Below are 15,439 nucleotides of genomic sequence, written 5' to 3' on the forward strand. Positions count from 1 at the left end.
CCACGCCCACCGCCCGGCGACGTAGTGCGTGTGGAACGACTGAGCGCCCACGAGAACCTGCCTGAGCGACGAACTCGGTTTCGGGCTGCCGGAGGTCCGCTGGCCAGGGCACGGTGCGGCCAGCGGACCTCCTGGCGTGGTCAGGCGCTGACCGCGCCCGCCAGCCGTCCGGTGATGGTCCGCAGCAGCACGTCCTGGTGGCGGGTCAGGAAGAAGTGCCCGCCGGGCAACGGGATCAGCTCGAAGCCGCCCGTGGTGTGCTCCGTCCACGCCTCCACGTCCGGCACGGGTGCCACCGGGTCCTCGGTGCCGGTGAAGGCCACCACGGGCGTCGAGAGCACCGCGCCGGGTTCGTGGCGGTAGGTCTCCACCGCGCGGTAGTCGTTGCGCACCACCGGGAGGATCATGCGCACGACCTCCTCGTCGCCCAGCAGGTCGGTGTCCGTGCCGCTCAGGCGGCGGATCTCGGCGATCACGCCCTCGTCGGATCGGGTGTGGACGCGGTCGTCGCGGTAGCGGTCAGGGGCGCGGCGGCCCGAGACGAACAGGACCTCCGGGGCGGCGCCCGCCGCTTCCAGGCGCCTGGTCACCTCGTAGGCCACCATCGCGCCCATGCTGTGGCCGAACAGGGCCGTCGGCAGCGAGGACTCCTGCCGCAGCAGGGCGGTGATCTGGTCTGCCAGCTCGCCGATGGTCGGCACGAACGGTTCGTGGCGGCGGTCCTGGCGGCCTGGGTACTGCACCGCCAGGACCTCGACGTCCGGGGCCAGGGCTCGGGACACCGGGAAGTAGAACGACGCCGAGCCGCCCGCGTGCGGCAGGCACACGAGGCGTGCACTGGGTGCCGCGGACGGGTGGAAGCGCCGGAACCAGGCGTTCTGCATCACCACGTCACCGGCAGCTCGGCCACGCGGTACACGCCCAGGCCGCCTGGCGGCACGTCTTCCGCGGGCACGGCCAGGCGCAGGCCGGGCAGGCGCGCGAACAGGGTCGAGAAGACGACCTCCAGGGCGGCGGTGGCGAAGTTCATGGCCACGCACTGGTGCGGGCCGTGGCCGAACGTCAGGTGCGTCTTGTCGTCACGGCTCAGGTCCAGCTCGTCCGGCGACGGGAAGGCCTCCGGGTCGCGGTTGACCGCGGGGGTGGCCAGGATGACGCCCTCGCCCGCGCGGATCGTCTGGCCTCCCACCTCGATGTCCTCGGTGGCGAGGCGCGAGATGATGTCGCCCGCGGAGATGTAGCGCAGCAGTTCCCCGACGGCGCGCGGTGCGGCGCCGATCGGGTCCTCGCGCAGGACGTCGGCCTGTGCCGGGTTGTTCAGGACGGCGAACGCGCCCAGCGAGATCATCGTCATGGTCGACTCGTTGCCGGACACCGTCACCAGCATCGCCGAGTTCAGCAGCTGCTGGAAGCCGATCTCGCCCGGCCGTTCGTCGAAGCTCGTGACCATGTGCGTGGCCAGGTCCTCGCCCGGCTCGGTGCGCTTGCGGTCGAAGAGCTTCGTGTAGAAGTCGCTCAGGGTGTAGATCGCCGGGATCATCATGTCCGGCCGCGTCGCCAGGTACTGGACGTGCTCGGTGTAGACCCCGCGGTCCTCCTCGGGCACGCCGAAGAGCTCCGCCATCATCATCGACGGGAACGGCACGGCGAACTGCGAGACCAGGTCGGCGCTGGTGCCGCCGGCCAGCATGCCGTCGATCAGCCCGTCGACGATCCGCTGGATCTTCGGACGCATCAGCTTGGCCTGGCGCAGGGTGAAGCTCGGGATCACCAGGCGGCGCTGGGCGTTGTGCTCGGGGTCGTCGAGTTGCGCGAACGTCAGCGCGTCGCCCTCGGGCACCGGCTGCGGCATGCCCGTGCCGGGCATGATCTTGGCGTTGTTCGGGAAGTCCGGGTGCGAGCGGGCGGCGGACAACCGCGGGTCGGAGAGCAGCGAGCGGGCCTCCGCGTAGCCGGTGACGACCCAGGCCGTCTTCTCGTCGACGAGCTTCACCTTGGACAGCGGCGCCGTCCGGTGCAGTTCCGCGTAGCCGGCGGGCGGCTGGTACGGGCACTTGCCGCGCGGCAGGGGGAACGCCGGCAGCGCGGTCGAAGTGTCGAGGGTGTCGGTCATGCCGGATCTCTCCGATCGTTCGTGGTGGTGCTGACGACCAGCGGGACCCGCTTCGGTGCGAACAGCAGATGGGATTCGCGGTACTCGACGACGTCGTCGACCGTCCACTCGGGAATGCGGTCGAGAAGGGCGTTCAACGCGCCCGCCACTTCCACGCGGGCGAGCGTCGCGCCGAGGCAGAAGTGGATGCCGTGGCCGAACGTCAGGTGCCGGTTCGGGCCGCGGTGGATGTCGAACGTGTCCGGTTCGGCGAACACGGCGTCGTCGTGGTTCGCCGAGAGCATCCACGGCACGACGACCGCGCCCGCCGGGATCGGGTGCCCGGCGATCTCGGTGTCGGCCGTGGTGTAGCGCTGCAGGCGCGTCGACGGCGGACGGCACCGCAGCACCTCCTCGACCGCGCCGGGGATCAGTGAGCGGTCGGTCCGGATGGCCGCCTGCGCCAGGGGGTGCTCGGCGAGCAGCACGAGGGCGTGGCCGAGCACCGCGGCGGTGGTGAGGTGGCCCGCCTGCAGGATCTGCACGGCCAGGCTGGCGATCTCGGGGTCGGTCAGTCGCTGGCCGTCCAGTTCCGCGTGCACCAGGTCGTTGATCAGGCCCGGTGCGGACTCGGCGCGGCGCCGTGCGCACAACTGCAGCAGGTAGCCCATCAGTTCGAGGAACGGGCCGCCCAGCGCGTTGTCCGCGGCCGCGCGCACCGCCGCGGAGTCCTTGAGGTTCGGCGGTTCGATGTCCATGATCTGCTCGACCAGCGTCCGGAACGCGCCCGCGTCGGCGGCCGGAATCCCGAACAGCTCGGCGATCATGATCGCGGGCAGGTCGACGGTGAAGTGCTCGACGGCGTCGAAACCGCCTGCCGGCGCGCGATCCAGCAGCTCGCCGGCGATCTCGGCGACCCGCGGGACGAGGTCGCGCATCTTGCGGGGCGTGAACGCCTGGGCCGCGAGCCGCCGCAGCTTGCCGTGCTGCGGCGGGTCGGTGACGAGCATCATCCCCTCGGTCATGTTCGGCACGTCCGCCGGCAGCACGTGCGACGGGTTGCTGGAGAACGTGGCCGGGTCCTTGGTGACCCGCTCGACGTCGGCGAAGGAGAAGACGTGGTGGTTGCCGAACGCGTCGACGTGCACCTCGCCCCGCTCCCGCATGCGCCGCAGCCAGGCGAGTTGGTCCGCGAGACCGAACCGCGCCGAAGGGATGTCCTCAGTGGACAGTGAACTGGTCACGCCCGCTTCACCCGGACGCGGACCGACTTCGGCGTGAACAGCTCGCTCTCGTAGAACTCGACCGGCTCGTCGGTGACGACCTCGATCGCGCTGTAGCGGTTGAGCAGTGCGGCGAGGCCGAGCTTCGCCTCGGTCTTGGCCAGCGCCGCGCCGAAGCAGTAGTGGATGCCGTGACCGAAGGTGAGGTTGCGGGAGGCGCCGCGGTCGATGTCGAACGTGTCCGGGTCGGTGAACTCGGCCTCGTCGTGGTTGGCCGAGAGCAGCGACAGGAAGACCATGCTCTTCGCCGGGATCTGCACGCTGCCGAGCTCGGTGTCCTTCGTGGTGAACCGCTGCAGGCGCGGCACGGGCGGGGTGAATCGCAGGACCTCGTCGACCGCGGCGGGGATCAGGGCGTGGTCGGCGCGCAGCCTGGCCTCGATCTCCGGGTTCTCCGCCAGCTTCAGCACGGCGTTGGCCAGCACCGACGCCGACGTGATGTGCCCTGCCTGCAGCAGCTGGATGGCGAGGTTGACCGCCTCGTGGTCGGCGAGCCGCTCACCGTCCACTTCGGCCTGGAGCAGGTCGCTGATGAAGCCGTCACGCGGGTTCGCGCGCAGCTCGGCGCACAGGCCGGACATGTACTGCTGCATCTGCACGAGCGGGCCGAACAGGGCGGCCTGCAGGGCGGCGTCCATCTCGGCCGCGTCGTTCGGGTTCGGCACGGTGACCTGGAGCAGCTGCTCGGTCCACGTGATGAACTGCGGCAGGTCGGTCTTCGGGATGCCGAGCAGCTCCGAGACCACGACCAGCGGCAGGTACTGCGAGAACGCCGTGACGAAGTCGAACTCGTCCTCCGGCGCTGCGTCGAGCAGTTCCTCGGCGATGCCCGAGATGCGGTCGTTGAGGTCCTTGACGCGCTTCGGGGTGAACGCCGCGCTCGCGATCCGGCGGACCTTGGTGTGCGCGGGCGGGTCCATCACCGCGAGCATGCCGGCGGACAGCTCGGCGGCGGCCTGCGGCATCACGTGCGACGGGTCGCTGGAGAACGTGCCGGGGTTGGCCAGCGCCTGCTGGACCTCGGCGTGGGTGAACACGTGGTGCATGCCGAACGGGTCGCGCAGCACCGGGTTGGCGGCACGCATGCGGCCCAGCCACGGCAGCGTGTCCGACAGTCCGAACCGGACGGACGGGGGCAGCAGCGCGGGGTCGAACGCGGGCATGACGAACTCGGTCATCTTCTTCCTCTTCCTTGGCGTCAAAGCTGTTCGAGCCACGTGCGAACGGCGTCGGTGCTGGCCGCGGCGTGACCTTCCATCATCGACCAGTGGTTGCCGGGCACGTCCACGCCGACGTGGGGCGCTGTCCAGGTCGGCCGCCAGGCGTCGCCGGACTCCCCTTCGCCGCTCACCGACTGCAGGGACTCGGTGGCACGCACGAACAACGTCGGCACCGACGTGTCCTGCGGCTCCCAGTCCGCGAACACCCGGAAGTAGCAGCCCATGCCGGTCAGCCGCAGGTCGTCGATCCCGCCGACGGCCTCCTCGCGGTCCTGGGCGCTGGTGACGAAGGTGCTCTTGAACCGGTCGATCTGGCCGCTCTGCGGCAGGTAGGTGTCCATCAGCACGATGCCCTCCGGCGGCGAGCCGAGCCGCTCCAGGTGGGTGGCCACCGCGTGCGCCAGCCAGCCGCCGGACGAGTGGCCGAGCAGCACGAACGGCGTGCCGCCCGCGCGGTTCCAGACCAGCTCCGCCTGCAGTTCGACGGTCGCCTCCACCGACGCCGGCAGCAGTTCGCCCGGTCGGAAACCCGGTGCGGGCACCATGGTGACCTCGCGTTCGCCGCGAAACCCACCGGCGAAACGCGCGTACTGCTGGGCCCCGGTGATCGCGACGGGTGCGGCGAAGCAGAGCAGGTCCGGGGTCCGGTCACCGCGGGCGAGCCGCACCGGTTCCGGCAGCTGCTTGACTTCCTCGATGCCGTCGAACGACGGCCTGAGCCGGGACGCTGCCTTGATGAACTCGACGGCCTCGGCGATCTTCCCCTCGTCGCAGGCCTTCCGGTAGAGCAGCTGGATGGAGCCGTTCTCCTGGAAGTCTTCCACGGTGTCCTCTGTGGACGTCGCGACTTGCTCCTGCGGCACGAGCTCGCCGCTCAGGAACGAGACGAGCGCCTCCGCCGTGGGGTGGTCGAACACGAGCGTCGCGGGCAGACGCAGACCGGTGAGGCCGATGAGCCGGTTGCGCAGCTCGACGGCCGTGAGCGAGTCGAAGCCCAGCTCCGGGAAGCCGGCCCCGTGCGGAATCGCGTCAGGGCCGGAGAATCCGAGCACACCGGCCACCTGCGTCAGCACGACGTCCCGCAGGACGGCTTCGCGTGCGTCGCCGGTGAGCCCCGCCAGTCGCTCCGCGAGTGACGCGGCGTCCCCGGCGGTCGCGGCCTTGCGAGCCGCAGGCCGGACGAGACCGCGCAGCAACGGCGGCACACCGCCCGCTCCGAACTGCGCCCGCAGTGCGGCGACGTCGAGGTGCATCGGCACCAGCACCGGTTCCTCCGTCCCGCGGGAGGCGGCGAACAGGCGCAGGCCTTCTTCCGACGACAGCGGCCGCAACCCGGCGCGGTTCACCTTGTCCCGGCCGACGTTCCTGGTCAGGTCGCTGGCCTCGTCCCACAGTCCCCACGCCAGCGACGTGGCGGGCAGACCCGCCGACCGCCGGTGCGTGGCCAGCGCGTCGAGATAGGCGTTGGCGGCGGCGTACCCGGCCTGTCCCGCGTTGCCCAGCACACCGGCCGCGGAGGAGAACAGGACGAAGTCCGTCAGTCCGGCGTCCCGGGTCAGCTCGTGGAGGTGCCACGCCGCAACGGCCTTGGGTTCGAGCACCGCGGCCAGCCGCTCCGGGGTGAGGTCGTCGAGCATTCCGTCGTCCAGCACACCAGCCGCGTGGATCACGGTGCGCAGCGGGAACTCCGCCGGGATCGCTGCGAGAACCGCGGCCAGCGCGTCGCGGTCGGACGCGTCGCACGCGGCGACGGTGACCCGTGCTCCGGCTGCTTCGAGGTCCGCGACCAGCTCTTCGGCCCTGGCAGCGTTGCTGCCGCGGCGGCTGGTCAGCACGACGTGCCCGGCACCGGCGTTGGCCACGTGCCTTGCGATGAGGCCACCCAGCAGACCGGTTCCACCGGTGATGAGCACCGAGCCGGCCGGGTCGAACCCGGCCGCCTCGGTCTCCGGTCCGGCGGCACGGGCAAGGCGCGGTGCGAGGATCTGCCCGTGCCGCACGGCGGTCTGCGGCTCGTCGCTGCTCGTCAGCAGGTGCTCTGGTGTCCCTGGTTCCGCGTCGATCAGCACGAAGCGGCCGGGGTGTTCGGTCTGCGCGGATCGCACGAGGCCCCAGACCGCGGCGGCGGCGAGGTGAGGGACGTCCTCGCCCGGTGCGGTCGCGACGGCTCCGCGAGTGATGATCGCCAGGCGCTGGGAACCCTTGTCGGCCAAGAACTCCTGCAGCTTCGCGAGAGTCTGGGCGGTGGCCTCGTGGACGTCGCCCGAGGTGACCTCGAAGAGTTCGACGGGCTCGGCCTCCGAAGAGACGGCCACCGGCGTCCACTGCACGCGGAACAGCGGGTCACGCCGTGCGTTCAGCGCTTCAGCCGACACCGGCCGCGTCACCAGCGAGCCGATGGTGATCACCGGTGCGCCCGTGCCGTCGGCGATGTCGAGTTTCAGACCATCGCCGACCGGGGTGATCCGGACGCGAATCGCCACCGCACCAACAGCATGCAGCTCGACCCCGGTCCACGCGAACGGCATCCGCGCGCCGCCATCAGCGTCACCGGCCACCATGCCCGCGTGCAGCGCGGCGTCGAGCAACGCCGGGTGCAGACCGAACCGGCCGGCGTCGGTGGCCTCGACGGCGACCTCGGCGAAGATCTCCTCACCGCGCCGCCACAACGCCTTCAGGCCCTGGAAAGCCGGTCCGTAGCCGAAGCCTCGCTCGGCGAGCGCCTCGTACGCACCGTCCAGCTCGACCTCGGTGGCACCGGCGGGCGGCCACTCGGCCAGTGACGTCCCGGAGGTCTCGCCGGTGCCGAGCCGCCCCGCGGCATTACGCGTCCACGGCTCCTCCGCACCGGCCGGACGCGAGTGGATCGTGACCGTGCGGTCCTCACCAACCGCCACCTGCACCTGGATCCCTTGTGCGGACAGGACGATCGGCGCTTCGAGCGTCAGTTCCTCCAGCACCGGACTGCCTGCCTGCGCACCGGCCTGGAGCGCGAGCTCGACCAGCGCGGTGCCAGGCACCAACGCCGTGCCGAGGAGTGCGTGATCAGCGAGCCACGGGTGCGATCGCAGGGAAAGCCTTCCGGTGAAAAGGAACCCGCCGTCGTCGGGCAGCGCCACCATCGCACCGAGCAGCGGGTGGTCGGCGGAGTCCAGCCCGGCCGAGCCGAGATCTCCTGCTCCCGCAGGCGATTCGAGCCAGTAGCGCTCGCGCTGGAAGGCGTAGGTCGGCAGGTCCACCCGCCGCGCGTCGTGGAACGCCTCGGTCCAGTCGACCAGCACACCCCTGACGTAGGCCTCGGCGAGCGAGGTCAGCATCCGCACCTGCCCGCCGTCTTCGCGGCGCAGCGTGCCAACGGCGACCACTGGCTTCTCGGCCGTCTCCTCGATCGCCATCGTCAGCACCGGATGCGGGCTGCACTCGATGAACACACCGTGGCCCGACTCGGTCAGTTTCTCCGTGGCCGCGGCGAACTCGACGGTCTCCCGCAGGTTCCGCGCCCAGTAGGCGGCGTCGAGCGCGGTGGTGTCGAGGAAGTCCCCGGTGACGGTCGAGCAGAAAGGGATCTCCGAGGTGCGCGGCGTGATCGGGGCCAGCGCTTCGAGGAGCCGGTCATGGATGCGGTCGACGTGCGCGGAGTGCGAGGCGTAGTCGACCGGGATCAGCTTGGCGCGCACGCCGTCCGCGACACACGCGTCGACGAACTCCGCCAGCGGACCGGCGTCTCCCGAGATGACCACCGAGGACGGGCTGTTGACGGCGGCGAGCGAGAGGCCTTGCGGCAGCCGTTCCGCCGCGGCTTCGGCCGACAGCGACACCGAGGCCATCCCGCCGCCGCCCAGCGCCAGGATCTCCTTGCTGCGCAACGCGACCACCCTGGCACCGTCGTCCAGGGACAGCGCGCCCGCGACGACCGCCGCGGCGATCTCGCCCTGGCTGTGCCCGACGACCGCGGCGGGTTCGACGCCGTGCGCACGCCACACCGCGGCCAGCGACACCAGCACCGCGAACAGCGCCGGCTGGACCACGTCGACGCGGTCGAGGTCACGTCCCTCGCGCAGCACGTCCACGACAGAGAAGTCCACATAGGACGACAGCGCCGCCGCGCACTCGGCCAGGCGGCCCGCGAACACCGGCGAGGTGTCGAGGAGTTCCGCCGCCATGCCCTGCCACTGCGAGCCCTGGCCGGGGAAGACGAACACGACCTTGCCCGGCTTGGTCGCCGTGCCGTGCAACGGGTGCGTGCCTGCCGCGACGGCGTTCAGGCCGGTGGCGAAGTCGCCGATCACGACGGCTCGGTGGTCGAAGGTGGCGCGGGTGGTGGCGAGGGACCAGCCGATGTCCGCCGGGTCAGCGGTGACGGAGGACAGCGCCTCGGCCTGCCCTCGCAGGGCGGCTTCGGAACGCGCCGAGATCACCCAGGGTACGACGGTGGCAGGTCGTTCGGGCGTCGTCACCGGTTGATCCGGGCTCTCCTCCAGAATCGCGTGCGCGTTGGTACCGCTGACCCCGAACGACGACACCGCGGCCCGGCGCGGCCGCCCGGTCTCGGGCCACTCCCGAGCCCCGGTGAGCAGCTCGACCCTGCCCGCGGCCCACTCGACGTGCGGCGACGGCTCGTCGACGTGCAGCGTCGCCGGCAGCACACCGTGCCGCATGGCCTGGACCATCTTGATCACACCCGCGACCCCGGCCGCCGCCTGCGTGTGCCCGATGTTGGACTTGACCGAACCGAGCCACAACGGCTCCTCCGCACGGTCCTGGCCGTAGGTGGCCAGCAGGGCCTGAGCCTCGATCGGGTCGCCCAGCGCGGTGCCGGTGCCGTGCGCCTCCACGGCGTCCACATCGGAGGGGGACAACCGGGCAGCGGCCAGCGCGGCGCGGATCACGCGTTGCTGAGCCGGACCGTTCGGTGCGGTGAGCCCGTTCGACGCACCGTCCTGGTTCACCGCGGTGCCGCGCACGACCGCGAGCACGCGGTGGCCGTGGCGGCGCGCGTCAGAAAGCCTTTCCACCAACAGCATTCCCGCGCCCTCGGCCCAGCCGGTGCCGTCGGCGGACGCGGCGAAGGACTTGCACCGCCCGTTGCCCGACAGACCGCCCTGGCGGCTGAACTCGAGGAACGCGGTCGGTGTGAACATCACCGTCACACCACCTACGAGCGCGAGCGAGCACTCCCCCGACCGCAGCGACTGCGCCGCCAGGTGCAGGGCGACGAGCGAGGACGAGCACGCGGTGTCGATCGTGACCGCGGGTCCCTCCAGCCCGAAGGTGTAGGCGACCCGGCCGGACGCGACGCTGCCCGCGCTGCCGTTGCCGAGGTAGCCCGCGAGGTCCTCGGGCACGGAGGTGAGCCGCGAGACGTAGTCGTGGTACATCAGGCCGGCGAAGACACCGGTTTTGCTGCCCCGCAGGGAAACGGGGTCGATGCCCGCGTGTTCGAACGACTCCCACGCCGTCTCCAGCAGCAGCCGGTGCTGGGGGTCGATGGCCATGGCCTCGCGCGGTGAGATGCCGAAGAACTCCGGGTCGAAGCGGTCGGCGTCGTAGAGGAACCCGCCCTCCGGCACGAAGTCCACGTCGGGCACGTCCCAGCCGCGGTCGGCCGGGAACCCCGAGATGCCGTCGCGGCCCTCCGCGACCAGGTCCCAGAACTCGTCCGGCGAACTCACGCCACCGGGGTACCGGCAGCTCATGCCGATGATCGCCAGGGGCTCGTCGACCGGTCCGGACACCTGCACCGGGGTGACCGGCGCCTGCGCCCCGCCCAGTTCGGCGACGAGGTGCTCGACCAGCGCGGCGGGGCTCGGGTAGTCGAAGATCAGCGTGGCCGGCAGCCGGAGACCGGTCGCGCCACCGAGGCGGTTGCGCAGCTCGACCGCGGTCAGCGAGTCGAACCCGAGGTCCTTGAACGCGCCGTCCAGGTCCACCGCGGCCGCCGAACCGTGCCCGAGCACAGCGGCGACGTGCGTGCTCACCACGTCCGCGAGCAGCTCGCGCCGGGCGGACTCGTCCAGTCCGGCGAGGCGCAGCGCGAGGGCGGCGTCGACCGCTTCGCCCGCTCGCCGCATCGGTGTGCGGACCAGGCCGCGCAGCATCCAGGGCAGCATCCCGGCCGCCGCCTGCCTGCCCAGGGCGGCCAGGTCGAGCCTGCTCAGGACCGACACCGGCGCGGAACCGGCCAGGGCGGCGTCGAACAGCGCGAGTCCGTCCGCAGTGGACAGCGGCACCATGCCGCCACGGCTCATCCGGCGCAGGTCGGCGTCGGCCAGGTCCGCGGCCATGCCCGTGGCCCAGGCGCCCCAGGCCATCGCGGTGCCCGGCAGACCGGCCGCGCGGCGGTGGGTCACCAGCGCGTCGAGGAACGCGTTCGCGGCGGCGTAGTTGCCCTGCCCCGCGCCGCCGAGCACACCGGCAGCCGACGAGAACACCACGAACGCGGCCAGCGGCCGGTCGCGGGTCAGCTCGTGCAGCGCCCAGGCGGCGTCGACCTTGGGCCGGAACACGGCTTCGAACCGTTGCGGCGTCAGCGATTCCACCACGCCGTCGTCGAGCACACCCGCCGCGTGCACGACGGCGGTGAGGTCGGGGATGGCGTCGAGCACGGCGGACAGCGCGTCGCGGTCGGCGACGTCGCACGCGACCACGGAGACGTCAGCGTGCAGCTCCGAGACGAGTTCCGCGGCTCCGGGGGTGTCCAGCCCGCGCCGGCCGGTCAGCACCAGCCGGCGAACGCCCTGCTCGACCAGGTGCCGGGCGACCAGCGCGCCGATGCTGCCCAGACCACCCGTGATCAGCACGGTGCCGTCGAAGGAAACGTCCACATCGGACTCATCAGCGCGAACCAGTCGCAGCATCCGCAGTTCCCCGCCACGACAGGCCAGTTGGGGCTCGCCGGTGGCCGCTGCCGCCGCGAGGACGTCGTCGGCGAGGTCGTCGGTGTCGACGTCCAGGAGCACGAACCGGCCGGGGTTCTCCGACTGCGCTGCCCGCACGAGACCCCACGCGGCGGCCCCGGCCATCTCGGGCACGTCGTCGCCGTCGTGCACCGCCACCGCGCCACGCGTCACGAACACGAGCCGGGCATCGGCCGGGTGATCACCGGACAGCCAGTCCTGCAGCCGCTCCAAAGTCGTCGCGGTCGTCTCACGGACCTGCGAGGGCACCGCCCCCGCAACGGAAGGAAGTCGCACCACCTCGACGGATCCGGTGAAGTCCCCGGCCGGAGCAGGCTGCCAGTCCAGGCGGAACAGCGCGTCACGCAGGCTTCGGGAGGTGTTCAGCGCCTCGGCGGCCACCGGCCGCGAGACCAGCGAGCCGATCGTGGCAACAGGTTTGCCCGCGGGGTCCGCGAGGGTCAGCGACACCGCACCGGTTCCAGCGGGAACCAGCCGGACCCTGACCGCGGAGGCACCGGCGGCGAACAACGAGACATCGGTCCACGCGAACGGCAACCGCCCCTGCGGCGCCTCGTCCGACGTCAGGCCCGCCGCGTGCAGGGTCGCGTCGAGCAGCGCCGGGTGCACACCGAACCGCTCGGCGGCGGCAGCGTGGTCCTCGTCGAGCGAGACCTCGGCGAACACCTCCTCGCCCCGGCGCCAGGCCGCGCGCAGACCGCGGAAGGCAGGCCCGTAGTGGAAACCGGCGGCCTCGACGGCGTCGTAGATCCCGTCCACCGGCACGGGCTCGGCCCCGGCGGGCGGCCAGACGGTCAGGTCCGGTCCGGCCGAGGCCGTCCCCCGCGCCAGGAAACCGGTGGCGTGCCGCACCCACGGCTCGTCGAACGCGGCGTCCTCCGGCCGTGAGTGCAGGCTGACCGTCCGGCGGTCGTCCTCGTCCGGCGCGCCGACGGACAGCTGCACCTGGACACCGTCGTCGCCGAGGATCAGCGGGGCTTCGAGGGTCAGTTCCTCGACGCGGTCGCAGCCCGCCTGCTCCCCCGCCCGCAACGCGAGCTCGAGCACGGCGGTCCCCGGCAACAGCACCGTGCCGAGCACGGCGTGGTCGGAGAGCCACGGGTGCGCCCTCCGCGACAGCACGCCGGTGAACAGGAAGCCCTCACCGGCGGCGAGGGACACCGCGGCTCCGAGCAGCGGGTGCCCGGTCGCGCCGAGGCCGACCGAAACCGCGTCGCCGTCGGTCTCCTTGGCGTCCAGCCAGTAGCGCTCGCGCTGGAACGCGTACGTCGGCAACGGAATCCGCCGGGCACCGTCGAACAACGCGGCCCAGTCCACCTCACGGCCACGGGTGTGCAGCCGGGCGATCGCGGCAGCGAACGTCAGGGGTTCCGAGCGCTCCGGGCGCAGCGTGGCAACCGCCGCGACCTCGTCCGGTACGCACTCACCGACGAGGGCCGCCAGCCGGCCCCCGGGACCGACCTCGACGAAGGTCGTCACGCCCGACTCGTGCAGCGCCGCGACGCCGTCCGCGAACCGGACGGTGGCGAGCACGTGCGCGACCCAGTACTCCGGGCCGAGTTCGGCGACCGGCTTGCCGGTCACCGTGGACACGATCGGAATGGTCGGCGTGCCAACGGAAAGGCCCGAGATCGCGGTCCGGAACTCCTCGATCATCGGCGCCATCAGCGGCGAGTGGAACGCGTGGCTGGTCGTGAGCTCGCGGGTCTTGCGGCCCTTGTCCGCCCAGGCCGCGGCGACCGCCGTGACCGCCTCGGCCGGACCGGCGAGCACCACCGAGCCCGGCCCGTTGACCGCGGCGATCGCGACGTCGTCCGGCAGCGTCGGGCTGATCTCGCCCTCCGCCGCCGCGACGGCGATCATCACGCCGCCCGAGGGCAGCGCCTGCATCAACCTGGCCCTGGCGGTGACCAGCGCGGCCGCGTCCGTCAGCGAGAGCACACCGGCGACGTGCGCGGCCGCGATCTCACCGATCGAGTGCCCCAGCAGGAAGTCCGGCCGCACGCCCCAGGCTTCGAGGAGCCGGAACAGCGCCACCTCGACGGCGAACAACGCGGGCTGCGTGAACTCGGTGTCGTCGAGCCGGTCGCCGTCGAACACCGCACTCCGCACGCCGGGGTCGAACTCGGCCAGCGCGGCGTCGAGCGCGGCGCGGAACACCGGGTAGGTCTCGTACAGCTCGGTGGCCATGCCCCGGTACTGCGCGCCCTGCCCGGAGAACAGGAACGCGGTCTTGCCCGGCGCGGCCGTGTCCGTGACGGCGTGGGGTTTCCCGGCCGCGAGGTCGGCCAGCCCCGCCAGCAGCTCCTCGCGGTCGCGGCCGAGCACGACCGCGCGGTGCGGGTGCCGCGCGCGGGTCGTCGTGGTGAAGGCAGCGTCCACAAGGGACGATTCGCCTTCCAGGTGGTCCAGCAGCACCGCAGCCTGGGCCGCCACGGCGTCGCGGCTGCGTGCCGAGATCAGCAACGGCAGCACCGGCGGGCTCACGCGGTCGGCCGGCGCCTCCGCTTCGGGCAGTTCGAGGACGACGTGGGTGTTGGTGCCGCTGACACCGAACGACGACACACCGGCGCGGCGCGGCCGCCCGGTCTCCGGCCACGGCCTGGCCTCGGTGAGCAGCTCGACGGCGCCCGCGGTCCAGTCGACCCGCGGGTTGGGCTCGTCGACGTGCAGCGTCTTCGGCAGCACGCCGCGACGCATCGCCTGCACCATCTTGATCACACCGCCGACACCGGCGGCGGCCTGGCTGTGGCCGATGTTCGACTTCAGCGAACCCAGGTAGAGCGGCTCCGGTTGCTGATCCTTCCCCAGGGGCCGGTTCTGGCCGTACGTGGCGAGAACCGCCTGCGCCTCGATGGGGTCACCCAGCACGGTGCCGGTGCCGTGCGCCTCCACCGCGTCCACTTCGGACGGTTCCAGTCCTGCGGCCGCGAGCGCTGCGAGGATCACCCGCTGCTGGGCCGGCCCGTTGGGCGCGGTGAGGCCGTTGGACGCGCCGTCCTGGTTCACCGCGGTGCCCCGCACGACGGCGAGCACGGGGTGGCCCAGTGCGAGCGCGTCGGAGAGCCGTTCCACCAGCAGCACGCCGGCGCCCTCGCCCCAGCTGGTGCCGTCGGCGGAGGCGGCGAAGGACTTGCAGCGACCGTCCGGCGCGAGGCCCCTGGCGCGGCTGAACTCGATGAACGCGGTCGGCGTGGACATCACGGTCACACCGCCGGCCAGCGCCATGTCGCACTCGCCGCGGCGCAGTGCGGCGACGGCCAGGTGCAGTGCCACCAACGAAGACGAGCACGCCGTGTCGATGGTGAGCGCCGGACCCTCGAAGCCGAAGGTGTACGCGACGCGACCGGACGCGATGCTGCCGGCGCTGCCGTTCCCGATGAACCCCTCGAAACCATCGGGTACCGGCTGCAACCGAGCCGCGTAGTCGTTGTACATCACGCCCGCGAACACACCGGTCCTGCTGCCGCGCAACGATGCCGGTGCGAGGCCCGCCGACTCGACCGCCTCCCACGACAGCTCCAGCAGCAGCCGCTGCTGGGGGTCCATCGCGAGCGCGTCTCTCGGCGAGATGCCGAAGAAGGCCGGGTCGAAGTCGGCGGCACCGCGCAGGAAGCCGCTCTCCTGGACGTAGTACGTGCCCAGGTTGTCCGGGTCCGGGTCGTAGAGCGCGCCCAGGTCCCAGCCGCGGTCGTCGGGGAACTCGGTGATGCCCTCCCGAGCCTCGTTGACGAGGTCCCACAACCCGTCAGGAGTGTCGGCGCCACCGGGGTACCGGCAGCTCATCCCGACGATGGCGATCGGTTCCCTGGCCCTCGCCTCGAGCTCGGCCAGCTGCGACCGCGTCGCGCCCAGCCGCTGCCGCGTCTGCTGCAGGTCTGCCGTGGCCCGCTTCAGGTAGTCGCGGAGGGTGTCTTCGTTCGCCAT

Annotated in this window: 5 protein-coding genes; all 5 read right to left on the reverse strand. The window is 72.1% G+C overall.

Annotated features, from left to right (window positions below):
• Positions 1-140: 140 nt before the first annotated feature.
• The 5 genes from JNUCC0626_RS14030 to JNUCC0626_RS14050 are packed head-to-tail and all read right to left on the reverse strand — an operon-like array spanning position 141 to position 15,439.
• Positions 141-884 carry a thioesterase II family protein gene (locus JNUCC0626_RS14030; protein WP_394620177.1) on the reverse strand — a complete coding sequence of 248 codons (744 nt, stop codon included), beginning with the start codon at positions 882-884 and terminating at the stop codon, positions 141-143.
• Positions 884-2,113: a cytochrome P450 gene (locus JNUCC0626_RS14035; RefSeq protein WP_394620178.1), complete on the reverse strand. Its 1,230-nt coding sequence runs from the start codon at positions 2,111-2,113 to the stop codon at positions 884-886. The genes JNUCC0626_RS14030 and JNUCC0626_RS14035 overlap by 1 nt, the downstream gene beginning before the upstream one ends.
• Complete coding sequence (locus tag JNUCC0626_RS14040) at positions 2,110-3,336, reverse strand: cytochrome P450 (RefSeq protein WP_394620179.1); 1,227 nt, start codon at positions 3,334-3,336, stop codon at positions 2,110-2,112. Before JNUCC0626_RS14040 ends, JNUCC0626_RS14035 begins: the two co-directional genes overlap by 4 nt.
• Positions 3,333-4,553, reverse strand: coding sequence for a cytochrome P450 (locus JNUCC0626_RS14045; protein WP_394620180.1), 1,221 nt, complete (start codon positions 4,551-4,553; stop codon positions 3,333-3,335). The genes JNUCC0626_RS14040 and JNUCC0626_RS14045 overlap by 4 nt, the downstream gene beginning before the upstream one ends.
• A gap of 20 nt (positions 4,554-4,573) precedes the next feature.
• Positions 4,574-15,439, reverse strand: coding sequence for an SDR family NAD(P)-dependent oxidoreductase (locus JNUCC0626_RS14050; protein ID WP_394620181.1), 10,866 nt, complete (start codon positions 15,437-15,439; stop codon positions 4,574-4,576).

The organism is Lentzea sp. JNUCC 0626 (genome assembly GCF_043632865.1).
In the GTDB taxonomy this organism is placed as follows: Bacteria; Actinomycetota; Actinomycetes; order Mycobacteriales; family Pseudonocardiaceae; genus Lentzea.

Excerpts from the sequence above, each read along its gene's own strand:
- JNUCC0626_RS14030 (WP_394620177.1), bottom strand. The coding sequence starts at position 884 with ATGCAGAACGCCTGGTTCCGGCGCTTCCACCCGTCCGCGGCACCCAGT.
- JNUCC0626_RS14035 (WP_394620178.1), bottom strand. The coding sequence starts at position 2,113 with ATGACCGACACCCTCGACACTTCGACCGCGCTGCCGGCGTTCCCCCTG.
- JNUCC0626_RS14045 (WP_394620180.1), bottom strand. The coding sequence starts at position 4,553 with ATGACCGAGTTCGTCATGCCCGCGTTCGACCCCGCGCTGCTGCCCCCG.
- JNUCC0626_RS14050 (WP_394620181.1), bottom strand. The coding sequence starts at position 15,439 with ATGGCGAACGAAGACACCCTCCGCGACTACCTGAAGCGGGCCACGGCA.